The following is a 24,552-nucleotide window of genomic DNA, read 5'->3' as shown; positions in this document are numbered from 1 at the left end:
ATTTTGTTGTCAGTACCAATGCCTGAAAGCCCGCGACGGTCACGACTCGGGGGGCTCGTTGCGCGCCTCGTCGTTCGCTTCGCTCGCTCCTGCGGTGCTTACGTCGCCCGCCTTCGTCCTGACCGCCTCGCCCTTTCAATCCGCCAGGATACCGGCTGTGTCGACGAGCGAGGCTGACAGTTGTATGGGCAAGCTATGCTGGTGGCTGGTCACTGTTGCTCCGATGGTAGTAAGCCGGTGCCGCGAGACGTTGGGGTATGCGCCAGTTCGTCGTCCTCGGCCACGACGCGCCGACGGACTCCGACTTCTCGCTCGACGACCTCGCGGGCAGCGCGGGCCGCCTCGACGTGCTCTGCCGGTGCGTGAGTTCCGCGCTGTTCCTCTCGCACGGCATCCGAGAAGGCGTCCAGGTCCACCTCGTGCTCGGCGACGAGGTGACCGTTCGCGTCGACGCCGCGGAACTACAGTACATGAGTCCCGACGAGCGTAACATCGCGGGACTCCTGAAGAAGGCCCTGGAGGCAAAAGACCGCGCCATCGGCCACCGCGAAGTCGAATCCACGCCCGGCATCCACGTCTCGACGCGCGGATTCGAACCCGTCCTCGACTCCCTCGACGGGACGGTCGTCGAACTCCACGAGGACGGCACGCCGCTCGCGGACCTCGAACCCCCCGAGGACCCGGTGTTCGTGCTCTCGGACCACGAGAACTTCACCGACGAGGAGGCCACGCTGCTCGCCGAGCGGAGCGACCAGCGCGTGCGCGTCGGCCCCGAGGTGCTACACGCCGACCACACCGTCACCGTCGCGCACAACTACCTCGACACCGACGGGTTCACCGACTACTGATGCGGGTCTCCGTCATTGGCGCGAGTACCCCCACGGAGTCGGGAACCGAGACAGCCCGCGATGTCGGTCGACTGCTCGCTCAGCGCGGCCACACCGTCGTCTGCGGCGGTCTCGGCGGCGTCATGGACGCGGTCTGCGAGGGCGCGAGCCAGGCCGGTGGCCACACCATCGGCGTCCTTCCAGGCGAGGACCGCACCGCGGCCAACGAGTACGTCGACACCGCCATCGCCACCGGACTCGGGCACGCGCGGAACGCGCTCGTGGTGCTCAACGGCGATGCAGTCATCGCCGTCGAGGGCAGTGGTGGCACGCTCTCGGAGGTCGGATTCGCCGCAGTGTACGACCGCCCGATAGCGGGCATCGGCGCGCCCGACGCGCCCCACGTCGAAGCCGTGGACGCGCCAGCGGACGCCGTCGAGTACGTCGAGGAGAACGCGTAGCGGAACGCGGAGACGAGAACGAGAGAGAAGCACGGAGAAGGTATCGAAGAGCGGAGAAGAGGGCGTAGCAGAGCAGAGAGCCAGGAGACGGCGTCCGACTCAGATTACTCGAGGTCGAAGCGGTCGAGGGTCATCACTTTGTGCCACGCGTCCACGAAGTCGCGAACGAACTTCTCCTCGCCGTCGTCGGACCCGTAGACCTCCGCGATGGCTCGCAGTCGTGCGTTCGAACCGAAGACGAGGTCAACGCGGCTCCCCTTCCACTCGACGTCGCCCGTCTCGCGGTCGCGCAACTCGAAGACCTCCTCGTCGTCGGAGACCGCCTCCCACTCCAGACTCGAGTCGAGCAGGGTCGCGAAGAAGTCGTTGGTCAGCGTCTCCGGCTCGTCGGTGAAGACGCCGAGGTCGGAGTCCTGGTAGTTCGCGTCCAGTGCGCGCATCCCGCCGACCAGCGCCGTCATCTCGGGCGCCGTCAGGTCGAGCAGTTCCGCGCCGTTCACCAGCAACTCCTCCGCGGGTTCGTCGGCCTCGTCACCGACGTAGTTGCGGAACCCGTCTGCGTCCGGTTCGAGTGCCTCGAAGGAGTCGACGTCGGTCTGCTCCTGAGAGGCGTCCACGCGACCCGGTTCGAACGGCACGTCCACGTCGTAGCCGGCGTCCGCCGCCGCCTGCTCGACGGCCGCGTTGCCGCCGAGCACGATGAGGTCGGCCAGCGAGACCCGCGTCTCGTCGGACCGCGAGGCGTTGAACTCCTCCTGGACGTCTTCGAGAGTTCGGAGCACGGTCGTTAGCTCCTCGGGCTCGTTCACGTCCCAGCTCTGCTGGGGTTCGAGGCGGATGCGGGCGCCGTTCGCGCCGCCGCGCTTGTCGCTGTCCCGGTACGTCGACGCGGACGCCCAGGCGGTCTTGACGAGCTGGGAGACGGACAGCTCCGACGCCAGGAGCTCTGCTTTGAGCTCTTCGGCCTCCGACTCACCGATCACGTCGTAGTCGGCGTCCGGGAGGGGGTCCTGCCACAGCATCTCCTCGTCGGGAACCTCCGGGCCGCGGAACCGCTCCGGCGGGCCCATGTCGCGATGGGTGAGCTTGTACCAGGCCTTCGCGAAGTTCATCCCGAACTCCATCGGATTGTCCTGGAAGCGCTCGATGATCTCCCGGTAGTCTGGGTCCTTCTTGAGCGCGATGTCCGTCGTGAGCATCATCGGCGTCTCCGCCTCGTCGCCGTGGGATGGGTCGGCGCTCCCGTGCAGCGACTCGTCCGTCGGCTCCCACTGCCACGCACCGCCGGGGCCCTTGTGCGGTTCCCACTCGTAGTCGAGCAGGTTGTCGATGTACCCGAGGTCCCACTCGATGGGCGCCTGCGTCCACGGGCCTTCGATGCCGCTGGTAATCGTGTCGGCGCCCTTGCCGGATTCGTGGTCGCTAGCCCAGCCGAGGCCCTGCTCCTCGATTGGCGCGGCCTCTGGCTCGGGGCCGAGGTTCTCGGGGTCGTCGGCACCGTGTACCTTCCCGAACGTGTGGCCGCCCGCGATGAGCGCGGCCGTCTCCTCGTCGTTCATCGCCATGCGGCTGAACGACTCGCGGATGTTCTCCGCGGACGCCTCCGGGTCCGGATTCCCGTCAGGGCCCTCCGGATTCACGTAGATGAGCCCCATCACGGTGGCGCCGAGTCCCTCCTCGAGGTCACCGCCCTCGTCGAAGCGCTCGGACGCTTCCCACTCGTCCTCGGGGCCCCAGTCGACGGCCTCGTCGGGCGCGAAGGCGTCCTCGCGTCCGCCAGCGAAGCCGAACGTCTTGCCGCCCATCGATTCGATGGCGACGTTCCCGGCGAGAATCATCAGGTCCGCCCACGAGAGGTTGCGGCCGTACTTCTGTTTGACCGGCCAGAGCAGTCGACGCGCCTTGTCGAGGTTCGCGTTGTCCGGCCAACTGTTCAGCGGCGCGAAGCGCTGCCGGCCGCCGGCCGCGCCGCCGCGGCCGTCGCTCGTGCGGTACGTACCGGCGCTGTGCCACGCCATCCGGATGAACAGCGGGCCGTAGTGGCCGTAGTCGGCCGGCCACCACTCCTGGGACGTCGTCATCACGTCCTCGATGTCGGCCTTCACGGCGTCGAGGTCGAGGGACTCGAACGCCTCCGCGTAGTCGAACTCCTCGTCCATGGGGTCGACGTCGCGAGCGTTCCGGTCGAGGATTTCCAGGGGCAACTGGTTCGGCCACCAGTCTTGGTTGGATTCAGTCATCACCGAGTCATTGCTTCTTTGCCCTGTTAAGATTGGCTACTTCGGAAAGGAATCTCCGCCCACCCCAAGCAATCTGCCGAATCTCTACAGTTTTGTTAGTAGCTGATCCACGCGCGACCTCGGGGTGTTTCCGCCTCGAACTAGCGGAGTAATGGGCGTTTACCGGGGAAAGATGGCTCGCGTTTCCGTCGCTTCGAGGACTTCGCCGTCGTCGACCGGAGTGGTACTGACGAGGGCAACCGGAGCGCTGCGGACTCGCCAACCACGCCGTCAGGAACTTCCGTGGATTCGGAACCGTTAAACCGCCCACGTCCGTTGGTTCGACTGCGGGCCGGTGGGGTAGCTTGGTATCCTTCGGCCTTCGGGTGGCCGTAACCGCGATTCGAATTCGCGCCGGCCCACTTTTCCCGCACACTCGCCCGCTGAGCGATGCGTGTGTCGCTCGGCCGTCATTCGGTGTTGTGACTCGGCCAAGTGAATTCGAAGGAGGGCAGCCGCAGGTCCGCGCAGGCGCAAACCGCCGAGCAGGAACGTCTGCGCGTGAGTCGAATTCGCGCCGGCCAGCTCTATCCAGCGCGAACGGGGTGAGTGTCGCGCATGAGTGGGGGGACTGTCCCGACTGCGGCGCGCACAGGCCGCCTCACCCTTCATCCTTCACCAAACACGAGGCGTAGAATTTATCCTATGGTATGTGTCTTATTTGGCAACCTTCGGTGAACCACGCTGGAACCGGGCCGGAGCGGACTCACGCTCGTCATGACTGTCCTGCTCGTCGTCGGCGCAGCCGCGCCGCCATCGGTAGACCTCAGGACGTCTAACGGTCTCCGGCGGTCGTTGACCGAACCCTCTCGACGCCGACCTCCTGGCCGAATATCTCGACGGGAAGGCGGGTGCGGGCGGCCAGACGATGATCAGAAACAGCTGATACTATGACCTACTCACTCACTCGACGCGACCTGCTCGCCGCTGCCGGCGCGACGACCGTCGGTCTCAGCGGCTGCCTGGGCTACCTGCGCGGGAGCGCCGCGACTACCGGTCACTGGCCGATGTGTGGCTTCGACGCCGCGAACACCTCGTACGATTCAGCGGCGTCCGGTCCCGGCAGCGGGGCCGAAGTGCTGTGGCGCGCGGAGTTCGAGGCGTTCGCGTCGCCGGCGATAGCCGACGGGCGGATGTACGTCGGCAGCAGTGACCGCGGCATGTACGCACTCTCCGCCGAGGACGGGACCACGGAGTGGCACGTACCCACTACGGACGTGGTGACGAGCGACCCGGCGGTCGTGGACGACACCGTCTACGTCGCGGAGAGTGGGGACGCGCTGTACGCGCTCTCGGCAGATGACGGCACGGAGGAGTGGCGGCGCGAGTTCCAGGTGGCGTCGTCGACGCCGACGGTCCACGACGGCGTGGTGTACGTCGGGAGCTGGGTAGGGTACGTGTACGCGTTCGACGCCGCGAGCGGCGACCGACTGTGGCGTGCGTCGGCACCGGCGGGGAAGGAAGTAGACAACCCGCCGGCCGTGGCGGGTGGCCGGGTGTTCGTGGACGGCAAGGCGCTGTACGCGCTCGACGCCGATGATGGAACCGGTGTCTGGCAGTTCACCGACGCCGGCAAGGTGACGGCGGGGCCGACGGTCGCCGACGGCACCGTCGTCGCGGCCTTCGAGGACCACTCGGTCCGCGCGTTCGACGCGGCGACCGGCCGGGAGCAGTGGGCATTCCAGGCGGACGACATGGTTCGGTCGTCTCCGGCGTTCGCCGACGGCAAGGTCATCTTTGGGACCAACGCCCACGCGGTGCACGCGCTCGACCGCGCAACGGGCGACGTGGTCTGGACGTACGACACGGAGTGGCTCGTGCTGTCCGCGCCCGCCGTCGCGTCCGGGACGGTGTACGTCGGCGACCGGGGCAGTACGCTCCACGCGATCGACCTCGCCGAGGGTGAGGCCCGCTGGCGGCTGGCCGTCGGTGACGGACCCGGTGACGGCTTGGACAAACCCGTCACCGTCGCCGGCGGACGGGTGTATGTCGCGAGCGGCCACCCGATGGCGGTCGGTCGGCGGTGACCGACGGCCCCGTCACTCGCCGTCGCGTTCGCGCCGACGGGCACGTACTGCAGGGACACGCGGTCGCGAGTAACGACGAGTACCCCGTCACCGTGCTGGCTGTCCACCTGCCATTCGCCCGCTGAGCGATAGGTGCGTGTTTCCCGCGGACGGCGTCGAGAGCGGGAGTTATCCGTCTCCCGGACCTAGGGACGCCGATGACCGAGCAGGACGAAGCGTCGCCGGGAAATGAAGCGCCGCCGGGGGTGGACGCCCCAGTCGCGGACGCTGAAGCAATCTGTGAGAACCGCGACGAGGTGGTCGCCCGGGTTCGCGACCACGCCGGCCAGATGGCCCGCGAACTCGCGCTTCTGCAGGGCGGGGACTTCGGTCGGCAGACGTTCAACACGGAGCGCGGCGAGTGGACGGTGAAGTACGAGGGCGGGGACCTCCAGTTCCTGCGCTTCGAGGGGCAGTCCGGTCTCGACGTCTACGTGGTGTCGACCCACCAGCCGCCGGAGCCGACGGAACTCGCGACGGCGATGGACCACTACCCGGCGCTGGTCGAGTCGTTCAACGACTACGTTCACGGCCTCGATGGCGTCCTGGACGGGGCGCCGTCGACGTTCCCGGACGTCGCGTCGGCGGGGGACGTCGTCGAGGAGCGCGACCGCATCGTCGCCCGGATTCGGGACGTCGCAGACCGGATGGCGGGGGCGCTCCACCGCGTCGAGAGCACAGAGTACGGGTCGTTCGCGGCGACCGTCGACGGCACGCGCTGGGAGTTGAAACGCGAGGCGGACCGCGCGTCGTTCCTCCGCGTGGGCGGCGAGAACGGCGTCTACCTGGTGTCCCAGTACGAACCGCCGTCGGCTCGGGACGTGCGCGAGTACGCCCCCGACTTCGGGGGATTCGTCGAGTCGTTCAACGAGGACGTGGCCGCGCTGAGCGACGAACTCGACGCAGTGTCGCTGTGATTCGACGCGGTGTCTCTGTGGCCCCGGCCCGGTCACGGTTCGCCGCTACCGCCGCGTTTCCACACCTTCATATTGCGGGCGCGTCGTTCCTCATTCGATTACCGTGAGCGGAGAGCGCGTGGCAGAGCGAACGGAGCCGGACGAGACGCCGACCCACCTCGTCGTCGTCTGCGGGTTGCCGGGCGCGGGGAAGACGACCGTCTCTGAGTACGTCGCGGAGCGACTCGACGGCCAACTCTACCGCACGGACGTGATCCGGAAGGAACTGTTTCAGGACCCCGAGTACACGCCCGAGGAGCGCGAGGCGGTGTACGCGGAACTCCACCGCCGGGCGAAGGCCACGCTGGACGCGGGCCGCTCGGTGGTGCTGGACGGCACGTTCAAACTCCGCGAGCACCGCGGCGAGTCCCGGCGCGCCGCCCAGGCTATCGGCGTGCCGCTGGCGCTCGTACAGGTGGTCTGTGCCGAGGACGTCGTGCGCGATCGCATCCGGGCGCGCTCGGGTGACGCGAGCGACGCCGACTTCGAGATCCACAGGCAGTACCAGCGCGAGTTCGAGGCCATCGCGGGTCCGTTCACGCGGGTCGACAACTCGGGGACGCTGACCGAGACCCGGCGCCAGGTCGCGGATCTGTTCTGAATCTCTACTCGCCCGGGTCGACGCTCGCCACGCTTTTCTCCGCGCTCCACGAACTCCGGGTGATGACCGAGGACTCGCTGGCGTGGGAGACGGCCGAGCGCGAGGTGGCCTACCGGTGTCCGGGCTTCGACATCGTCCACGAGGACGTGGTGCTCCCGGACGGCACCGAGACCGACTTCGACTACCTCGCGGACGACCCCGCGGTCGCGATACTGCCGTTCACGCCCGATGGCGACGTGGTGCTCGTCGAGGAGTGGCGGCAGGCCGTCGAGCGCGTGAACCGAGCGCTCCCCGCTGGCGGCGTCGAGGGCGAGGACGTGGACCTGGAGACTGCCGCGCGCCGCGAACTCGCGGAGGAGACGGGCTACGAGGCCGAGTCGGTGGATTTTCTGTGTGAGTTCGAACCCGCGAACGGCATCTCGGACGCCGTCTTCCACTACTTCGTCGCGCGCGGCTGTGAGCCGACCGCCGAGCAGGACCTGGATTTCGACGAGTCGATTCGCGTGAGGACCGAGTCCTACGACGATCTACTCGAGGCCGTGCTGGCGGACGAGGTCCGCGACGGCCGGACGGCACTCGGCGTCATGCGGTACGAACTGGGCGGACAGTAGGCATACGCATCATGGCGGGAACGGCGTGGATTTATCGCCGGCCGGTGTGACGACCGCGTATGGGCGTCATCGTCTACGAGGACCCGCAGGGCGGCGTGACTGACTGGCAGACCGCGGACGCGAACATCGGCTTCGACGAGACGACGGGTCACTGGCTGGTGCGGGCCGAGAGCGGCGACACGGTGCGGCGCATCCCCCGTGAACGCGTGTTCTACGTCGAGACCGGAGAGTAAGGTACGTCGAGACCGGGGAGTGATCGCGGTGGGGCAGCGTCTCGAACCCGACGGCCGGAGAGAAACCCTTACGCGCGGCCACTGACTACCTCGCGGCAATGAGAGACGCCTTCGAGGTTCGCGCGCAGGACGGCCTCGCCCGCATCGGGGAACTCGAGGTGCCACGTGCGGGCGTGACGGTGGAGACGCCGACGCTGATGCCGGTCGTCAATCCGAACCTCGTCACGGTCGACCCCTCGCAGTTCCCCGACTTCGGCGCGGAGATCCTCATCACGAACTCCTACATCATCAAGAACGACCCCGACCTTCGGGAGCGAGCGCTCGAGGAGGGTCTCCACGAGATGCTCGGCTTCGACGGCGCCATCATGACCGACTCGGGGAGCTTCCAGCTCGCTGAGTACGGAGAGATCGACACGGACACCGAGGAGATTCTCCAGTTCCAGCACGAAATCGAGAGCGACGTCGGGACGCCCGTCGACATCCCGACGCCACCGGACGTCGAGCGAGAGCAGGCCGCCGAGGAGCTCGCGACCACGCAAGAGCGCCTCGAACTCGCAGAGACCGTTGACGTCGGCGACATGCTCGTGAACGCGCCCGTGCAGGGCTCGACCCATCCCGACCTCCGAGAGGAGGCCGCGCGCCACGCCTACGGCACGAGCCTCGACCTGTTCCCGGTGGGCGCGGTTGTCCCGCTGATGAACCAGTACCGCTACGACGACATGACCGAGGCCGTGCTCGCCGCCAAGCGCGGCCTCGGGCGGGACGCGCCCGTCCACCTGTTCGGCGCCGGGCACCCGATGATGTTCGCGCTCGCCGCCGCCCTCGGCTGTGACCTCTTCGACTCGGCGGCGTACGCCATCTACGCGCGAGACGACCGCTATCTGACGGTCCACGGCACCGAGCACCTCGACGACCTCCGGTACTTCCCCTGCGAGTGCCCGGTCTGCAGCGACCACACGCCCGCGGAGGTAGAGGCCATGGATGCCGATGGCCGCGAGCGACTGCTCGCCGAGCACAACCTCCACATCTCCTTCGGGGAGATCCGCCGCGTGAAACAGGCCATCCACGCCGGCAACCTCCTGGAACTCGTGGAGGCTCGCGCGCACGCCCACCCCGACACGCTGGACGGCTACCGCACGCTCCTCGACCAGGTCCACCAGCTCGAGGCCGCGGACCCCGCGAGCAAGGACGTGTTCCGCTACGCGTCGTCGGACAGCGCGCACCGTCCCGAGGTCTTGCGCCATCACCGCCGACTGGAGCGACTCGATGTGGGTGGCGACGCTGGCGGGGACGACAGCGCGAGCGACGTCCTGCTTACCGAAGCCAGCGCTGACGACCGCTTCGACGAATCCTGGAACGTCGTCCCGCCGTTCGGCCCGTTCCCGAGCGCGCTCTCCACGACCTACCCCCTGACCGCGGAGACCCCCGACCGGATGGACCACGCGGGCTACGAGGCCGCTGCAGAGGGAGTGGCGCGGCTGGCGGAGGCGAATCCGGAAACGGCGTTCACGCTCGCGCACCGCGACTGGCCGACGTCTGCGCTGAACTGCGTTCCTGAGCGCGTAGAACTGGTGGACATTTCGGCGAACGACTCTGAGTGAGTAACCGGCGGCGCTGTTCTGAAGAGCTTCACCGAGACCCGTTAGAAAGCCCCGGCTCTGTCGCGTCCGCTCGCTCGTTGTGCGCGCTCACTTCGTTCGCGTGCTTACGTCGCGAGCGAACACGCAAGCGCGACAGAGCCGCCCCTTTCAGTCCTCCCGATGCCAGTTAGTCAGCCGGCAGGTGGTGGGGCTTTCTAACGGGTCTCAGAGTCTCTCGGTTCACTTTCGGCTATCGAGGTCCAGCCAGGGGACGAATCACGAAACATCCAACTCGCGAAAGGCAAGGCAATTGGGCGCGCACGCCTGACAGACACGCAATGACCGAGTACTTCGAGGTCCACGAGCGCGACGCGGCGGCGCGCGTGGGCGAACTCCGACTGTCCGAGTCGGTGACGACGCCGGCGCTCGCGGACGACGTCGTGCGGGACGCAGGGAGTCGGTGGGCGAACCCCCAGGAACTCCCCGAGGGCGACGACTCCGAACTCACCATCCTCCCGCATCGGGCGTTCCCGTCGGGCACCGCGGACGAGGTCCAGGAGTCGTTCGCGCCGGACTACCCGGACGTGGGGTTCCCGAGCGCGGCCGTGGTGTCGCCGGAGACGGCGGGCGATTTCGATGCGGACGCGTACGTACTCTCTGGCGCCCCGGGGACCGTCGGCCACGGGTCGGCGTTCCGGGACGCCGTCGTGAACACTCGAGAAGCGATTCCGGACGACACGGCGCTCTACCTCTCCGGGGTGGCGACGCCGCGGAACGTCGCGGTGATCGCGTACGCGGGCGTCGACCTCGTGGACGCCGACCGAGCGGTGATTCGGGGGACACAGGGACGGTATCTGACGACGGAGGGAGAGTACGACGTCGAGGAACTGGACGAACTGCCGTGTGCGTGCGCGGCGTGCCAGCAGGGCGTCGAATCGTTCGGACAGGACGAGTGCGTGGAACACAACGTGAACGTTCTGTCGGCGGAACTCGCGCGCGTGCGCCGCCGGATCCGGGACGGGCGACTGCGGGACTACGTGGAGGGGCAGGCGCGCCACGAGGCGTGGGTCACCGCGGCGTTCCGCGAGTTCGACCAGCAGTACGGCTATCTGGAGGAACGCACGCCGACGGTCCGGGATTCGCTGTTGCTCTCGGCGACCGAAGACGCGCTCCGGCGCGTGGAGATCCAGCGCTTCGCGGAGCGCGTGACGACCCGGTTCCGGGCGCGCTACGACGACGACCGGCCACTCTTGCTGGTTCCGTGCTCGGCGAAGAAGCCGTACAGCGAGAGCCAGAGCCACCGGCAGTTCCAGGACGCCGCGAACTACCGCGCGCACGTCGTCTCGATGACGTCGCCCATCGGCGTGGTCCCACAGGAACTCGAGTTGACGTACCCCGCCCAGCACTACGACTCCGTGGTGACCGGGAACTGGAGCGCCGAGGAGGTCGAGTTCGTCGCGGCGGTGCTGGAGCGCTACCTCGAGCGGACGGACTACCCGCGCGTCATAGCCCACGTCCCGGACGAGGGCTACCGCGAAGTCGTCGAGCGTGCGACCCAGGGCAGCGACGTGCCCGTCGAGTTCACGGTGGAGGACCACCCGACGACCAGCGAGTCGCTCGCGAACCTGCGGGACGCGCTCGCAGGCGAGGACCAGATCTGGGTGTCCGAGCGCGAGGAGAACACGCTGAAGGCGGTCGCAGACCACCACATCGGGGGTGGAGCGGGCGACGCGCTCTTCGAGGACGTGGAACTGCGCGGTCGCTACCCGAAACTGCAGGCCATCGACCCGGACGGCGAACAGCTCGCTGCGCTCGTGCCCCAGTACGGGTCGCTGTCGTTCACGCTCGCGGGCGCGCGCCGGTGGGTGGACAGCGACGCGCCGACCAAGCGCGTGGAGATAGACGGGTTCGTGCCGCGTGGGAGCGTGCTCGCGCCGGGCGTCGTGGACGCGAGTGACGATATCCGCGTGGGCGACGAGGTGGTCGTCGAGGGCCCGGCGGCGTTCGCGGTGGGGCGCGCAGCGATGCCCGGCCCGGCGATGAACGAGTCGACGCGCGGCATCGCGGTGGAGGTCCGGCACTCCGAGGAGAAGTAAGAAGGGAGTACTCTCTGTACTTCTCGTATGCGCGTGGAGGACGTGATGACCGACGTGGTGGTGACGGTGGACGCGGACGCGTCGCTGCGCACTGCCGCGGGCCGGATGGTCGAGGAGCGCGTCGGGTCGCTCGTCGTCACCGCCGACGGCGACCCGGCGGGCATCCTGACGGAGACGGACTTCGTGAGCGCGGGCTACGAGCACGACCGTCCGTTCAGCGAGGTGCCGGTGCACGCCGCGATGAGCCGGCCGCTGGTGACGGTGGGGCCGGCGGAGACGGTGCGGGCCGCGGCGCGCACGATGCGCGACCGCGGCGTGAAGAAGCTGCCCGTGGCCGATGAACTCGACCTCGTCGGCGTCGTCACGACGACGGACCTGGTCGCCGTACAGGACGACCTGGCGCGCGAGACGCGTGAGCACCTCGACGAACGCGAGACGTGGGCGGGCAAATAGCGTGCAACCCCGCGCTCACTATTTTCATAGCTCCCCTGGAGAATATTTTAGAAATATGGAACCTTTGGTGTTCCGATACTTTGAAACAGGTTACAGGATTACTGTGCGACAGGGATGCTAATGGGGGACGAGGACGATGTGCAGCGCACCGTTGCCGACGGCACTGACGACTCGGGCGTCGAATCGCCCGAGTGGGCCGTCGTGAAGTCACTCATCGACGTCGAGAACGCTACCACGGCCACGATGGAGGAGTTCCTGTTGCACACCACGACGGACGCGACCGACGACCTCCCGGTGGAGAACCTTCAGGAACGCCTCGACGACCTGATCGCGAAACAGGAGCGCGCCGTCGCGGAGTTGGAACTCGCGAAACGCGCGCTCACGGAACTCGACGCCGAGTAGTTCTGCCGCCCGGATCCACCCGGCGGCCCGCCACCACCCACATCCCGTATACTGATAGTACCTACTCACTGTAGGATTCCGGACAAAACCCCCGGTATATATAGCCTAGAGTTCCCATTCTCGCACGCATGAAACTCGCAGTCCCGACTGATTTCGAGGTTCTACAGGCGCTCTCTGGTGGGAAGCGAAATAACGCTGTGAATATATCACATGTAATTGACAAAAATCGCGCGTACATCAACACGCGCCTTCCCATCCTCGCGGACTACGGCCTCGTCGAGCGCGTCGGTCCCGCGCCGAACAGCGGCCTCTACGAGATCACGGAGAAGGGTCAGGTGGTGCTCGAGCACCGCGACGCCTACGAGAGCGACGACGTCGACTTCGAGGCCGTCGTCGCCGACGAACTGGACGAGTAGCGCGCTCTGAGACGCAGTCGGGACTGCATCCGTTTTCACTGGTAACCTCCTGCCAATAGAGGCGTCTCCTTCTCGTTAGTAACCCTGTAACTATCCGCAACCATTTTAAGCCCGTTCGGTATATACCGACAGTACATGCGGACAGTTGGCTCCGATGACACGTCGGCGGTGGGGGACGCGGACCGGCGCCACTGACCGCTGTGGAACGACCCCAGACACAACATGACAGACACGAACCTACAGAACAAGGCGCGCGCAGTCGTGCTCTCGGCGCTGATGGTGCTCTCCGTGATGGTGGGCACTATCGCGCTGTCGGGCGGGGCTGCGGCGGCTGCCAGTACTGCGACCCTCGAGACAAAACAGGTCGCGGCTGGTGGCGACGTAGTAGTTAGCGGTACCGACGACGCAGACAATCTTACCGACGGTTCACCGGACGACCCGATATACGTCTACGTGGACCTCAACGGTGATGGTGTCTTCCAGACCTCCGATATGGAGAAGAAGGTTGCTGACACCACAGAAGAGACCAGCAGTTCCTCGTTCAAGACGACGTTTGATGCACCCGCTACGTCTGGAACGTACTCGGTGTTCGTCTACGAGGCAAGTAGCAGTACTGGTCTCGCAGACGGAGACTCGTTCTCGGGGATCAACGTTGGGAAGCTCACTGTCGACGCTGACAACCCAAAGGCCGACTACAAGGCTCCGACGGGGACCGTCACGACGAGTTCCCCGACGATTGACGTCGCCCTGAACGGCACGGGCACGGCAATCAACGAGTCGACCATCGACGTGTCGGTCACCGGCCCGAACGGTGTCATCTTCACGCACGAGATCGACTCCGACGTGTCCGGCGACGGCATCGAGTTCTCGAACGGGAATCTCACGCTGACCCCCGGAACCGGTAACGTTCCGGCGCTGCCCGAGGGCCAGATTGACGTTTCCATCGAAGCCGAGGACGCTGTCGGTAACTCGATTGCTGGTACTGGCGAACTTACGTTCAACTTCGTGGTCGACAAGACTGGACTTGACTTCACGCTGAACCAGCCCACGGCAGGTGACTCCTACGGGAAGACGTCCCAGACCATCGCAGTCAGTATCGATGGGGGGACTGTCAACGACAGCACCGCAGAACTCACTGTCAGTGGCCCGAACGGCGTCATCTTCACCAACGTGACGAAGGACGACGCGTACGACAAGGCCAACGACAAGTTCTCGGTCACGACTGGTCAGAGCGGTGTTCCCGCGCTCCCGAACGGCACCATCGACGTGACCGTGAGCGCGGCGGACGACCACGGTAACAGTGACAGTGAGACGTTCAGCTTCCAGGTGGACAACCAGAAGCCGACTATCACCGACATCGCGGTCGAAGACACGCCGCTCAACGTCTCCGACACGACTGACAAGGTGGACGTCACGGTCACGTTCGACGAGAACGTCGCCGCTGACACGGTCACCGGCGTCCTCAAGGCAGATGGTTGGGGAAGTATCCCCCTTGGAACCTTCAGTGACGTCGCAAACGACGGCACGAAGTCCGTCGTGCACACACAGGTCGACCTTTCCGGCGCAGCGGCCATCGAGGACGCGAGCGCTTCGGTGAACATCACCGCAGCGAGCGACGATGTTGCCAACAACCCGAACGGACTGTCCGCGAAGGAGTTCAACACGACGTTCGCCGTCGATACGACGAAGCCGTCGGTGAGCGACGACACGAACCTCCCTGACACGCTCAGCGGGTACGTGGACTTCACGGACCACTACTCGGTGTCGGCGGACGACGGAAACGGCCTGACCTACTGGGTCGCGGTCGATGACGGCGACATTGCCGCAGACGACTACGGCAAGATTCTTTCGCCGTCGCACGTCAACACGTCCGACGCTGCAGAGGGCAACTTCGTCCTTAAGGTTCAGTCGACAGACGACGCCGGTAACGTCCACTCCGTGACTGAACAGTTCACGATTGACAACGCCGAGCCGTCGCTCAGCTACGACAAAGACGCGACGCTCACCGGCAAGGTCAACATCACGACCTTCCTGACGGTTGAGAACGCTGGCGTCGGAACTGGCGACATCGTGTACAAGTACATCTCCGCGGAGGATGGAGACTTCGGTGACACCAATGACGTCACGACGACGGCAGACGAGTTCAACGTCAACACCCAGGGTGAGGGCTTGTACAAGCTTGTCGCCGTCGTTGAAGACCCTGGATACGATAAGTCGGCTACGGATACGCTGACGACGAAGGCGCTCACGGCCGAGAAGTTCGACAGCGGTGACTTCGACATCAACGCCGAGCGCTTCCCGAAGGACCTGAAAGACAGTGAACTGGACCCGGGCGACCTCAACATCACGATCGAGTCGGACTACGACCTCAGCGGACTGAACGTCACGATCGAGAGCTTCGACGGCTACCACAGCCAGAACAGCGAGACGCTCTCCATCGAGAAGTTCACCGAGAAGAAACTCGGTGACGGGTCGTACAACTACACGCTGACGACCTACGAGACGCCGCGAGACGGCCTCTACAAGATCAGCCTCGACAACGCCACGACGACTGGCGGGCTGACGCTCGACTCCGGTGTTGAGTCGAAGGAAATCAAGGCCGACAGTGGTCACGTGAACCTCGCTGACGCCGACGTAATCGGCGCGACGAGTGAGGGTCACACGAAGGTGAAACTCACGTTCTCCGAGCCGATTGACGGACTCGAAAAGTCCGACATCGCATTCGAAGGCGTGACCGCGGCCACCTTCACGGACAACGACGACGGGACGGTCGTCGTCACGTTCGGGAAGGAGATTCAGACGGGCGGGGAGAACGCGAACATCACGCTCGTGAAGGAGTCCTTTACCGAGACGTTCTCCAACGACCCCAAGTCTGACAGCTCTACGGGACCGTACAAGATGCCGGTTGACTCCATCGAGCTCGACCTGGAGAAGGGTACGAACTTCGTGTCCGTGCCCATCGAGGCAGGCAGTGTCGACTTCGAGGATGTCAACTTCTGTGGCTGCGTCGAAGTCATCTGGACGTACGACAACGGCAAGTGGATGAGCTACGACCCCGAGGCCAAGGAGAACGACTTCTCGGCCTTCGAAGCTGGTCAGGGCTACCTCATCGACGCGAAGAAGGACACGGAGATCGACGTGCGCGGGTTCACGAAGTACGGAGCCGGCTCCGTCGGTGACGAGAACATGCCGGAGACGTACGGCGAGCAGGAACTCGAATCTGGCTGGAACCTAATCGGTCACTACCAGGAAGGTAGCCAGCCCGTCGACCAGGCACTCGCCCTGCTTGACGGCAGCACCTACTCGGTTGAGAACGCTGACACCCAGGTGCAGGTGGACACGCTCCGCGCCGGCGAGGGCTACTGGCTCCTCACGGACGACAAGAGCGGTCTTCACGCACCCGTCAACTACGACGGGATGAACAGCGAGCAGCCGTCCATCAAACTCTTCGACGTGAGCAGTAGCGGACAGGACGTCGATGTGAAACTGATTACCGACGAACCGCTGGCCACAATCCACGTTGCCGGTACTCAGGATGCTGACGGAATGCTGTCCGAGTCCGACTTCACGATGTCGACCTCGGGCGGCGATTACATCTACACGGCCGACCTCAGCACGGGGAGTGACGGTACGTTAGGTGCGTACCTCCTCTCGGCTGAAGACGCCGACGGTAACGATGGCGCTGCGAACGAGATGGATTCAGTGACGGTTGACTTAGACGATCCGTCGGCTTCGGTGACGCGAACCGCGACCAGTGACGTGACTGGTTCGTCGGTCGACGTGTCGTCCTGGTTCAGCGTGAACAAGGACGGCGGTACGGCAACCTACGAGTACTCCGCGGACGGCGGTGATTCGTGGAGTTCGATCTCCGACGCGACGGCGTGGGACTCGAACAACGCGGACGACGGTAGCGTGAAGGTCCGCGTGACTGTCGACGACGGTGAAGGCAACACGAAGACGGCCACGGCAACGGTCACTGTTGACAACAACCAGGGCTCGGCTTCCAAGAGCAGTAGCTTCCCGAGCAGTGACGTGACCGGTTCGTCGGTCGACGTGACGACTTGGTTCGACACTTCCGCTGACGGTGGCTCGGTGACCTACGAGTACACCACGGCTGGTGGTTCGAGTTGGACCGAGATCACGTCCGGTAGCTGGGACACGACTACGCTGTCCGACGGTGACTACGACGTTCGTGTGACCGTTACCGACGGTGAAGGTAACAAGAATACGGCGTCCGGCACTGTCACGGTCGACAACACCGCAAGCGCTCACGCCTCTGGTTACCCGAGCACCTCGGGTACGACTGGTGACAGCTCCATCACTGTTCACGACAAGGCAGCCATCGAGGGTGGCACGTCCTACTTCGTCGTGGTGAGTTCCGGAGCTAACGCACCGTCTGCGTCCCAGGTGAAAGCTGGTAACGACGCAACTGGTAGCGCTGCACTCTCCAGTGGAAGCTTCAGCGTGTCTACTAGCGCGGAGAACACTGGTACGGCATCTGGACTGACCGCGAGCACGTCCTACGATATCTACGTCGTCATCTACGACGGCGAAGGTAACCCAAGCGACGTCAAAAAGGTCACTGCGACTGCCTAACGCGACCTAACCACTCGCGTTCCATCTTCCAATTTTTCGAAATCGAACATTTATCATAGGCGGACGATATACCGATGATACATACCATGAAATGGCAACGTTCGGCGGCTCGACTCCTCGTCGTGGTCGTCGTACTGATGACTGTGACCGGCGCGTTCGCGCCGGCCGTCGCCGCGACAGCCGACGGCCCGCCCCAGCCCCCGCAGCGGTACTTCGGTACCGTGACGGACGGCGGCGGGTCGCCGGTCGGCGGCGTCCTCGTGGAAGTCACGCAGGACGGCGAGGTCGTCGCGACGGACGTAACGGACAGCGACGGGTACTACGACCTGACCGTGAACACCAGCACGGTGAACACGGACGAGCAGGTCGAGATCTCCGTCAAGCAACAGACCAAGTCCGCGGACGTCGCCTCCGGCGGCTCCACCGAGGTCGACTTCAGCGTCGACGCCGGTGACACCGTCGCGGGCGGCTCCGCGGCGCTCGGCGACGACGGCAGCGCGGCGGTGCCGCTCTCCGGCGGCGACCTCTCGGAGGTCGCCGTGGACCTGGGGAGTGGCGCGTCGGGCACGCTGGTCGTGCGCGAGTCCACGACGCCGACCGGTAGCGCGCCGGCGGTGTCGAGCGCGTCCGTCGTGACGTACCTCGACGTCTCAGTGTCGGGGGCGTCCGGCGGCGGGACGGTGACGGTCACCGTCTCCGAGAGCGCGCTCGCCGACGCCGGCGTCGCGCCGGCGGACGCGAACGTCCTCCACTACGAGGACGGCGCGTGGCAGACCCTCGACACGACGCTCGTCGGCGAGACGAACGGGGACGTGACGCTGCGCGCGGACGTCTCCGGATTCTCGCCGTTCGCCATCGCTGGCAGCAGTGACAGCGGGGGCGACACCGGCGACGGTGACACCGAGACGCCCGGCACCACGCAGGCCAACACCGGCGGCGGTGGTGGCGGTGGCGGCGGTGGCGGCACCGGTGGCGGCGGCAGTGGTGAGAGCGAAACCACCACGCCGCCGACGACGGACTCGCCGACCACCAGTCCGCCGACGTCGACGCCGACGACGGACTCGCCGACCTCGACGGACGACGGCACGACGCCGTCCGAGACGACGAGCGACCCGGGCACCTCGACGTCGCCGCCGGGCGACGGCGAGGACGGCGGCCCCGGCCTGCTGTTCGTCGGCGGCCTCGTCGTGGTGCTGCTGGCGGTCGCTGGCGCGCTGTACATGGTGTACGGCCGCGAGTAACGAACCCACCCACTCCATTTTTCGAGGCGCTACTTGTTCCGGTAGCGGCCGCGCTACGCGCTCGACGGGGCGTCAGTAGCGCGACCGACGACGTGACGGGTTATCAGACTCACTATGCGGCGGCGCGCTCGTGGTTCACGCGCTGTGCTGCCGGAGGTAGCTGTCGATCACGTAGAGGCCGAACGGGACGGTCCCGCAGACGATGGCGAACGCGGCGACCTCCAGGTTCGCTTCACCGAACTCGTTGATATACACCTGGAGGCTGCCGTCGAGGACGTACGCGGCGAGCACGACCATCCCCAACACCAGGATGGCGAAGCCACCGAGGATGGCGGTGTACCACGCGATAAACAGCCGGAACCGGTCGTGTGCCGTTCGCTGGGGTTCGGGGTTGGACATTGGGTACGGGGTGGCTGGGAGTTACCGTATACTCACTGACCGCTTTGTTATACGCAGCCAAGTGACGACATAGCCGTCACTAACCTCCGTGGCGACCAGCCAATCCTCGACGAGCGCGTCGGCTTCGAGTGGTTGTTCGGGGAGTTCCACGTCCCTGCTTGACGCCGCGTTCGACGACGCGAGGGAACGAGACGACCCGCCGACGCAAGCCCCTTTGGTCACGTACGTGCATTCAAAACACGTTCCAAAAGAGTCTTTGCACACACACGCGCATCTCCACGCGATGACCGCGTACACCGCGACGGTGACCGTCCGCCTCGAACGCGGCGTCCTCGACCCGGAGGCCGAGACCACGGAGCGCGCGCTCGAACGCCTGGGCTTCGAACTCGAGGATCTCCGCTCGGCCGACCGCTTCGAGATCGACCTCGACGCCGCGGACGAGCGCGAGGCCGCCGACCGCGCCGGCGAGATGGCCGAACGCCTGCTCGCGAACCCCACCATCCACGACTACGACGTGGCGGTCGAGGCCCGCGAATGACGGTCGCGGTCGTGCGCTTCGGCGGATCGAACTGCGACCGCGACGCCGCGCGCGCACTCGACCACCTCGGCGTCGACACCGAAATCGTCTGGCACGAGGACGGTCTTCCGGCGGACACCACGGGCGTGTTGCTACCCGGCGGCTTCTCCTACGGCGACTACCTGCGTGCGGGTGCGATGGCCGCGCAGTCGCCCATCGTCGAGGAAGTGCGCGAGGCCACACACCAGGGCGTCCCCGTGCTCGGCGTCTGCAACGGCGCCCAAATCGGCTGTGAGGCCGGACTAACGCCGGGCGCGTTCACCACGAACGCGAGCGCGCGCTTCCGGTGCGAGCACGTTCGCCTGCGCGTCGAGAACGCGGACACGCCGTGGACCGCCGCCTACGACGAGGGCGAGGTCGTCTCGCTCCCCATCGCGCACGGCGAGGGGCGCTTCGAGGCCGCGGACGCGACCTACGAGGACGTCGTCGCAGAGGACCGCGTCCTGTTCCGGTACTGCGACGAGTCCGGGACCGTCACGGACGCCGCGAACCCGAACGGGTCCCGGGGCGCCGTCGCTGGCGTGCTCGGTGAACGCGACTCTGTCGCCGTGATGATGCCACACCCCGAGCGCGCCGCGCTCCCGGAACTCGGCAGCACGGACGGACGAGGCGTGCTGTCGGCGTTCGCGTCGGGATAAAAGAACTCGCCCGGGGCGGGCCCGGAGCAGAGGTCAAGGCTGGCACTCGACCGGGCGGTCGGTGGCAACCCACCGGTGTGGGCTTGCGGTGTCCCGGAGTTCGAGCCAGCCGTCCTCGCAGAGGATGGTTTCGCAGTCAGTGGATTCCATGGAGTCTCCCCAGACGGCGGCCCCGTGGAGCCAACGGGGCGCCGACTGGGACTCCGTGGTCCATCCTCTTCAGTAGTTAGCGGCTACAGGCCGTTCACGACTAATTACTGCGCTATCGCCGGCTGTCACAACCCGATTTCCGGTCGGGACCAACCTGGGTGGGGAAGTACCTCCGCCGCGTCGGGTGGCCGTCGTGGTGGGCGTCTGCTCCGGTCACTCCGCGAGCGGGAGGTTGTACGACGCCTCCCGCTCGACGACGGCGTCCCACGTCGCCTCACAGTCACACGATACTTCCGAGAAGACACTCGGGTCCTGGCGCAGGTCGAAGTCCTTGATGGCCTCCTGTACGAGGTCGTCACACTCCCCGCAGTTGTGCGGGCCACGGTCGCTCCCGTGGCCGACGGGGTCCGACACCACGATGGCGTCGGCGTCCGTCGTCGATTCGAGCACCGCGGCCACGCTCCAGAGCCACGGCGGACGGTACCCTCCGCGGAAGTGCAGTTGGTCGACCATCGTGTACCGCTGGACGTTCGTCGGGTTCATCGAGACGGTGTGACAGCCCTCGACGTCCGCGCACCGGCGGATGGAGCGTTCCATGTCCTCGACGGCTTCGGACTCCGAGAGGAACGGCGGCTTCATCAGGAGGTACGCCTTTACGCCCGCGTCGACGGCCTCGGCGGCCTCGCTCGCGCGCTTCGCTTCGGCGCACGCCTCCTCGAAGTCGCTGAAGTCGAAGTACTTGTTCACGCAGTCGTGGCGCACTCGGTCGGTCGCCGTCTCCAGGCCGACCGCCACGTCCGTCTCCAGGCCGACGTCCGTGAAGTCCGCGATCTTCTCGCGCTCCACGAAGTCCGGCAGGCTCTCCACGACGATGCGCTCTCGGTCCGCGAACGTCTCGGCGATGGCCTGCCGCGTCTCCGCGGGCACCTCGCGCTCGTCGAGGAACGACCCGCTCGTGTAGATCTTCACGAGGCCGCTTTCCTCGTCCGCCTCGTCGCGTTCGTGTTCGAGGCACGCTTCGACCTGCGTCATCAGATTATCGTGGGCGACCGTCCCGCCCTCGACGGACTCTGCGACGTAGCCACACATCGTACACCCGCCCGCTCGCGCCCACCGACAGCCGCCCGTGTTCAGGATGATGGTGAGACTCTGGTAGACGCCGTCCGGCGTGTTGTCCTCGTCAAGCCAGACGCGCGTCGGCTCCGCGGGGTCGTAGTCCTTCGCCCCTTTCTCGTCGCGCAACTCCCGCATCACCTTGTTGTGGGCGTCCATCCCTCGCCCCTGCTCGTACACCTCGGCGCTCGGCTCGCTCATTGGACGACTGAAGCCGTCGCGCGCGTAAAGCCGCTTCGTCTGGCTGCGTGGGTGCTTGCCCCGTGCGTCCCGCAGGAACTTGCCCGTCAGTCAACTCTTGTAGCCCGGCTTCGTAGTTTGGGAGCGATGAGCATCCGCGGCGCGCTCGGGGACGCGGTGGCGTGGCTGGAGCCACGGCCGCGGGTCGTCGACTGGTCGCTGTTCGCGCTGGTGCTGGTCGAGACAGTCACGGGATTCGTCTCGTTCACGGTGGGCATTCCCGCAGGCTGGCCGGTGTTCTGGGTCCACCGCATCGCCGGCCTCGGGTTCGTGCTCGTCCTCGGGTACAAGCTCGTTCGCGTCCGGTCTCGGGTGACGAACGCCGAGAAGTGGACGCGCTCGACGCCGCTGTCGGCGCTCACCGCGCTCGCGGCGCTCGGCACGCTCGCGACGGGCGTCGTCTGGGTGTTCGGTCTCGACGTACGCCTGTCTTACTGGACGCTGCTGAGCGTGCACGTCGGCTTCGGGCTGGCGCTCCTCGTACTCGTCCCGTTGCACGTCGCGACGCGGTTCCGACTGCCGCGCACGCGGGACGTCGAGGGCCGGCGCACGGCGCTCCAGTACGCGGGCCTGCTGCTCGCGGGCGCGCTCGCCTACCGGTTCCAGGAAGCGCTGAACAACCTCTTCTCGACGCCGGGCGACGACCGCCGGTTCACGGGCTCCCAGCCCCGCGAGGGGTCGGGAAACGCGGCCTTTCCGATCACGATGTGGGTGGCTGACGACCCCGGCCCCATCGACACCGACGCCTACCGACTCGAGGTGACGGGCCTCGTCGCGTCGCCCACCACGCTCTCCGTCGAGGACGTGACGGCGGGCGACGAGATGACCGCGCTGCTGGACTGCACGAGTGGCTGGTACACCGTTCAGGAGTGGTCGGGCGTCCGCGTCGGCGACCTTCTCGAGGCGGCGGGCGGTCCGACCGGGGACGCCGCGTGGGTGCGGTTCGTCTCCGTGACGGGCTACCGCTGGAGTCTCCCCATCGAGGAGGCCGCGGACGCACTGCTGGCGACCCACGTCGGCGGCGAACCGCTGACCCACGGCCACGGCGCGCCCGCGCGACTCGTCGCGCCGCCGCGGCGCGGATTCCAGTGGGTGAAGTGGGTGACCCGCGTCGAAGTTCGGTCCCGGAACGACCCGGCGCAATGGCTCGTTACCCTGGTGAGCGGCTTCGACTGACCGCCCACAGCAGCGCGCCGACGGCCCGCCGTCAGTCGCGCTGGCGGAAACGCCACCACGCGAGCGCGCCGAGCGCTGCCCCTGCGAGGTTCGCGAGCGCGTCAAGTGCGCTCGCGTGCCGCCCGACGCTCGGCTGGACGACCTCGATTCCGACGCCGAACACCGTCACTGCGAGGACGATGCCGGCCAGCATTCGCGGTGTTTGGGCTCGGACTGCGGCCGCGACGGCGTACGCGAGCGCGGTGTAGCCCGCGACGTGCAGGAGTTTGTCCGCGCCGCCAGCGGTCGCTCCGCCCGAGGTGCCCGTGAGCGACGGGAGGTGCAACGCACCTTCGAATGCGCGAGTGGGGGAACCCGCGAGCGACGCCACGAGCACGACGAGTGCGAGTAGCGCGGCGGTCGTGGAGCGCTCGTTCACATTTCGTCTGCAGGCGTCGTCGGGAAAAACACGCCGGATGGGTATGTCGATACTACCGAGCAGGCGCAGGTCGTCTGCTTAGCCCCGGGACGTTCGTCTGCGTGGCTCTGAGCGGACGAGAATGTAACTCCTCTATAACTTAATCAATTCGTGCAGTTGTCATGACGAAGGGGGAGTAGTGCCCCTGCAGCGAGATATCCGGCGCTGAACCGAACACGAGCCGAAACCAGTGGTGATACGAATCATGAATCTACACAACGCGCTGTCAAGTATCGTACTACAAGAAGAGGGTCCGTTCGATGCCATCCCAGAGTTCCTGCAGGAGACTGTCCAGTCGATCATCGCGTTCCTGCCGCGGTTGGTCGGTGCGATTGTCATCCTGATCATCGGATGGATCATCGGTGCTATCCTGGGTGGCATCGTCAAGCGCATCACCGATAGCGTTGGTCTCGACGCACACGCAACCGACACGCCCCTGGGTCGGATGTCCAGCGGGGACGACCCGGTATCCACGCTCCTGGGAAAGATCACCGCGTGGTTCGTCTACGCGCTGGCGATCCTCGCCGCCGCGGACGCGCTGGCGATTGAGATCCTCTCGGAGTGGCTCGCACGCGCGGTGTCGTACCTGCCGGCGTTCATCGCGGGTCTGCTGGTCATCATCGTCGGGTTCGTCGTCGCCGACATCATCGGTGACGTGATCCGTAGTTCGCTCGGGTCGACCGCCAAGTCGTCGTGGTTCGCAGACGGAGTCCGGATGTTCCTGTACTTCACTGCGATAGTGATCGGGTTCGACACCATGGGCATCGACATCGAGTTGCTGTACATCTTCGCACGGGCGCTCGCGTGGGGCCTCGCGATCGGCATCGGTGCGGCTATCGCCATCGCCTTCGGCTGGGGCGCCAAGGATTACGTCTCGAACAACATCAGCCAGTGGGCGGGGAAGGCCAAGCAACAGTCACCGTCTCCCGATTCGGAGCAACGTTCCGGCGGCGACGACTAACGCCACCGACGGAACAACCGTTT

At 66.3% G+C, this 24,552-nt stretch carries 23 protein-coding genes and 1 tRNA gene; 20 read left to right on the top strand and 4 right to left on the bottom strand.

Features of this window, described 5'->3' with window-relative positions; all coding sequences use genetic code 11:
* Window positions 1-257: 257 nt before the first annotated feature.
* Together trmY and LT970_RS10570 are read left to right on the top strand one after the other, a co-directional pair.
* Complete coding sequence (gene trmY, locus LT970_RS10575) at window positions 258-848, top strand: tRNA (pseudouridine(54)-N(1))-methyltransferase TrmY (protein ID WP_232686437.1); 591 nt, start codon at window positions 258-260, stop codon at window positions 846-848.
* The gene (locus LT970_RS10570) at window positions 848-1,288 is read left to right on the top strand and encodes a TIGR00725 family protein (RefSeq protein ID WP_232686436.1); all 441 of its coding nucleotides are present in this window, start codon (window positions 848-850) and stop codon (window positions 1,286-1,288) included. The genes trmY and LT970_RS10570 overlap by 1 nt, the downstream gene beginning before the upstream one ends.
* A gap of 104 nt (window positions 1,289-1,392) precedes the next feature.
* On the opposite strand, the gene katG is transcribed toward LT970_RS10570, so the two are convergent.
* Complete coding sequence (gene katG / locus LT970_RS10565; protein ID WP_232686435.1) at window positions 1,393-3,528, bottom strand: catalase/peroxidase HPI; 2,136 nt, start codon at window positions 3,526-3,528, stop codon at window positions 1,393-1,395.
* 328 nt (window positions 3,529-3,856) lie between these two features.
* On the opposite strand from katG, the gene LT970_RS10560 reads away from it, so the two are divergent.
* The 14 genes from LT970_RS10560 to LT970_RS10500 all read left to right on the top strand — a co-directional run bounded on the left by LT970_RS10560 (window position 3,857) and on the right by LT970_RS10500 (window position 18,818).
* Window positions 3,857-3,929: transfer RNA gene (locus LT970_RS10560), tRNA-Pro, on the top strand.
* Between the two features lie 528 nt (window positions 3,930-4,457).
* Window positions 4,458-5,594 (top strand): outer membrane protein assembly factor BamB family protein, encoded by a 1,137-nt coding sequence (locus LT970_RS10555; protein ID WP_232686434.1) that lies wholly within the window; start codon window positions 4,458-4,460, stop codon window positions 5,592-5,594.
* Window positions 5,591-5,719, top strand: coding sequence for a hypothetical protein (locus LT970_RS14635; protein ID WP_269785469.1), 129 nt, complete (start codon window positions 5,591-5,593; stop codon window positions 5,717-5,719). The genes LT970_RS10555 and LT970_RS14635 overlap by 4 nt, the downstream gene beginning before the upstream one ends.
* 72 nt (window positions 5,720-5,791) lie before the next feature.
* A complete protein-coding gene (locus LT970_RS10550) occupies window positions 5,792-6,550 on the top strand; it encodes a profilin-fold protein (protein WP_232686433.1) in 759 nt (252 codons plus the stop codon).
* A 118-nt stretch (window positions 6,551-6,668) separates the two neighbouring features.
* Window positions 6,669-7,190 (top strand): P-loop nucleotide/nucleoside kinase family protein, encoded by a 522-nt coding sequence (locus LT970_RS10545; RefSeq protein WP_232686432.1) that lies wholly within the window; start codon window positions 6,669-6,671, stop codon window positions 7,188-7,190.
* Window positions 7,191-7,252: 62 nt separating this feature from the next.
* Window positions 7,253-7,801, top strand: a complete 549-nt coding sequence (locus tag LT970_RS10540; RefSeq protein ID WP_232686431.1) for an NUDIX hydrolase — start codon at window positions 7,253-7,255, stop codon at window positions 7,799-7,801.
* Window positions 7,802-7,860: 59 nt separating this feature from the next.
* Entirely contained in the window at window positions 7,861-8,034 is a 174-nt protein-coding gene (locus tag LT970_RS10535; protein ID WP_232686430.1) for a hypothetical protein, read from the top strand.
* Between the two features lie 98 nt (window positions 8,035-8,132).
* Complete coding sequence (tgtA, locus tag LT970_RS10530) at window positions 8,133-9,635, top strand: tRNA guanosine(15) transglycosylase TgtA (RefSeq protein WP_232686429.1); 1,503 nt, start codon at window positions 8,133-8,135, stop codon at window positions 9,633-9,635.
* Window positions 9,636-9,952: 317 nt separating this feature from the next.
* On the top strand, window positions 9,953-11,710 hold the full coding sequence (gene arcS / locus LT970_RS10525) for an archaeosine synthase subunit alpha (protein ID WP_232686428.1): 1,758 nt from the start codon (window positions 9,953-9,955) through the stop codon (window positions 11,708-11,710).
* 27 nt (window positions 11,711-11,737) lie between these two features.
* A complete protein-coding gene (locus tag LT970_RS10520; protein ID WP_232686427.1) occupies window positions 11,738-12,163 on the top strand; it encodes a CBS domain-containing protein in 426 nt (141 codons plus the stop codon).
* A gap of 120 nt (window positions 12,164-12,283) precedes the next feature.
* Window positions 12,284-12,565 carry a DUF8103 family protein gene (locus LT970_RS10515; protein WP_232686426.1) on the top strand — a complete coding sequence of 94 codons (282 nt, stop codon included), beginning with the start codon at window positions 12,284-12,286 and terminating at the stop codon, window positions 12,563-12,565.
* Between the two features lie 128 nt (window positions 12,566-12,693).
* Window positions 12,694-12,981 (top strand): ArsR family transcriptional regulator, encoded by a 288-nt coding sequence (locus LT970_RS10510; protein ID WP_232686425.1) that lies wholly within the window; start codon window positions 12,694-12,696, stop codon window positions 12,979-12,981.
* Between the two features lie 222 nt (window positions 12,982-13,203).
* On the top strand, window positions 13,204-17,577 hold the full coding sequence (locus LT970_RS10505; RefSeq protein WP_232686424.1) for a surface glycoprotein: 4,374 nt from the start codon (window positions 13,204-13,206) through the stop codon (window positions 17,575-17,577).
* Between the two features lie 86 nt (window positions 17,578-17,663).
* A complete protein-coding gene (locus tag LT970_RS10500) occupies window positions 17,664-18,818 on the top strand; it encodes a PGF-pre-PGF domain-containing protein (RefSeq protein WP_232686423.1) in 1,155 nt (384 codons plus the stop codon).
* A 135-nt stretch (window positions 18,819-18,953) separates the two neighbouring features.
* Here the strand turns inward: LT970_RS10500 and LT970_RS10495 are convergent, their stop codons facing one another.
* Complete coding sequence (locus tag LT970_RS10495) at window positions 18,954-19,217, bottom strand: hypothetical protein (protein ID WP_232686422.1); 264 nt, start codon at window positions 19,215-19,217, stop codon at window positions 18,954-18,956.
* A 283-nt stretch (window positions 19,218-19,500) separates the two neighbouring features.
* Between LT970_RS10495 and purS the strand changes: the two genes are divergently transcribed.
* Window positions 19,501-19,755 carry a phosphoribosylformylglycinamidine synthase subunit PurS gene (gene purS / locus LT970_RS10490; protein ID WP_232686421.1) on the top strand — a complete coding sequence of 85 codons (255 nt, stop codon included), beginning with the start codon at window positions 19,501-19,503 and terminating at the stop codon, window positions 19,753-19,755.
* Window positions 19,752-20,432: a phosphoribosylformylglycinamidine synthase I gene (purQ, locus tag LT970_RS10485; RefSeq protein ID WP_232686420.1), complete on the top strand. Its 681-nt coding sequence runs from the start codon at window positions 19,752-19,754 to the stop codon at window positions 20,430-20,432. The genes purS and purQ overlap by 4 nt, the downstream gene beginning before the upstream one ends.
* A 363-nt stretch (window positions 20,433-20,795) precedes the next feature.
* Here the strand turns inward: purQ and LT970_RS10480 are convergent, their stop codons facing one another.
* On the bottom strand, window positions 20,796-21,896 hold the full coding sequence (locus tag LT970_RS10480) for an archaeosine biosynthesis radical SAM protein RaSEA (RefSeq protein WP_232686419.1): 1,101 nt from the start codon (window positions 21,894-21,896) through the stop codon (window positions 20,796-20,798).
* 126 nt (window positions 21,897-22,022) lie between these two features.
* On the opposite strand from LT970_RS10480, the gene LT970_RS10475 reads away from it, so the two are divergent.
* Window positions 22,023-23,111, top strand: coding sequence for a molybdopterin-dependent oxidoreductase (locus LT970_RS10475; protein WP_232686418.1), 1,089 nt, complete (start codon window positions 22,023-22,025; stop codon window positions 23,109-23,111).
* A 31-nt stretch (window positions 23,112-23,142) separates the two neighbouring features.
* Here the strand turns inward: LT970_RS10475 and LT970_RS10470 are convergent, their stop codons facing one another.
* Entirely contained in the window at window positions 23,143-23,529 is a 387-nt protein-coding gene (locus LT970_RS10470; protein WP_232686417.1) for a hypothetical protein, read from the bottom strand.
* A gap of 244 nt (window positions 23,530-23,773) precedes the next feature.
* On the opposite strand from LT970_RS10470, the gene LT970_RS10465 reads away from it, so the two are divergent.
* Window positions 23,774-24,529: a mechanosensitive ion channel family protein gene (locus LT970_RS10465; RefSeq protein ID WP_232686416.1), complete on the top strand. Its 756-nt coding sequence runs from the start codon at window positions 23,774-23,776 to the stop codon at window positions 24,527-24,529.
* The last annotated feature ends 23 nt before the right edge of the window (window positions 24,530-24,552 follow it).

The sequence above is a fragment of the Halobacterium zhouii genome, assembly GCF_021249405.1.
GTDB lineage: Archaea > Halobacteriota > Halobacteria > Halobacteriales > Halobacteriaceae > Halobacterium > Halobacterium zhouii.
This window is presented reverse-complemented; position numbering and strand designations above follow the sequence as displayed.

Excerpts from the sequence above, each read along its gene's own strand:
- trmY (WP_232686437.1), top strand. The coding sequence starts at position 258 with ATGCGCCAGTTCGTCGTCCTCGGCCACGACGCGCCGACGGACTCCGAC.
- LT970_RS10570 (WP_232686436.1), top strand. The coding sequence starts at position 848 with ATGCGGGTCTCCGTCATTGGCGCGAGTACCCCCACGGAGTCGGGAACC.
- katG (WP_232686435.1), bottom strand. The coding sequence starts at position 3,528 with ATGACTGAATCCAACCAAGACTGGTGGCCGAACCAGTTGCCCCTGGAA.
- LT970_RS10555 (WP_232686434.1), top strand. The coding sequence starts at position 4,458 with ATGACCTACTCACTCACTCGACGCGACCTGCTCGCCGCTGCCGGCGCG.
- LT970_RS10550 (WP_232686433.1), top strand. The coding sequence starts at position 5,792 with ATGACCGAGCAGGACGAAGCGTCGCCGGGAAATGAAGCGCCGCCGGGG.
- LT970_RS10540 (WP_232686431.1), top strand. The coding sequence starts at position 7,253 with ATGACCGAGGACTCGCTGGCGTGGGAGACGGCCGAGCGCGAGGTGGCC.
- LT970_RS10535 (WP_232686430.1), top strand. The coding sequence starts at position 7,861 with ATGGGCGTCATCGTCTACGAGGACCCGCAGGGCGGCGTGACTGACTGG.
- tgtA (WP_232686429.1), top strand. The coding sequence starts at position 8,133 with ATGAGAGACGCCTTCGAGGTTCGCGCGCAGGACGGCCTCGCCCGCATC.
- arcS (WP_232686428.1), top strand. The coding sequence starts at position 9,953 with ATGACCGAGTACTTCGAGGTCCACGAGCGCGACGCGGCGGCGCGCGTG.
- LT970_RS10520 (WP_232686427.1), top strand. The coding sequence starts at position 11,738 with ATGCGCGTGGAGGACGTGATGACCGACGTGGTGGTGACGGTGGACGCG.
- LT970_RS10515 (WP_232686426.1), top strand. The coding sequence starts at position 12,284 with ATGGGGGACGAGGACGATGTGCAGCGCACCGTTGCCGACGGCACTGAC.
- LT970_RS10510 (WP_232686425.1), top strand. The coding sequence starts at position 12,694 with ATGAAACTCGCAGTCCCGACTGATTTCGAGGTTCTACAGGCGCTCTCT.
- LT970_RS10505 (WP_232686424.1), top strand. The coding sequence starts at position 13,204 with ATGACAGACACGAACCTACAGAACAAGGCGCGCGCAGTCGTGCTCTCG.
- LT970_RS10500 (WP_232686423.1), top strand. The coding sequence starts at position 17,664 with ATGAAATGGCAACGTTCGGCGGCTCGACTCCTCGTCGTGGTCGTCGTA.
- LT970_RS10495 (WP_232686422.1), bottom strand. The coding sequence starts at position 19,217 with ATGTCCAACCCCGAACCCCAGCGAACGGCACACGACCGGTTCCGGCTG.
- purS (WP_232686421.1), top strand. The coding sequence starts at position 19,501 with ATGACCGCGTACACCGCGACGGTGACCGTCCGCCTCGAACGCGGCGTC.
- purQ (WP_232686420.1), top strand. The coding sequence starts at position 19,752 with ATGACGGTCGCGGTCGTGCGCTTCGGCGGATCGAACTGCGACCGCGAC.
- LT970_RS10480 (WP_232686419.1), bottom strand. The coding sequence starts at position 21,896 with ATGAGCGAGCCGAGCGCCGAGGTGTACGAGCAGGGGCGAGGGATGGAC.
- LT970_RS10475 (WP_232686418.1), top strand. The coding sequence starts at position 22,023 with ATGAGCATCCGCGGCGCGCTCGGGGACGCGGTGGCGTGGCTGGAGCCA.
- LT970_RS10465 (WP_232686416.1), top strand. The coding sequence starts at position 23,774 with ATGAATCTACACAACGCGCTGTCAAGTATCGTACTACAAGAAGAGGGT.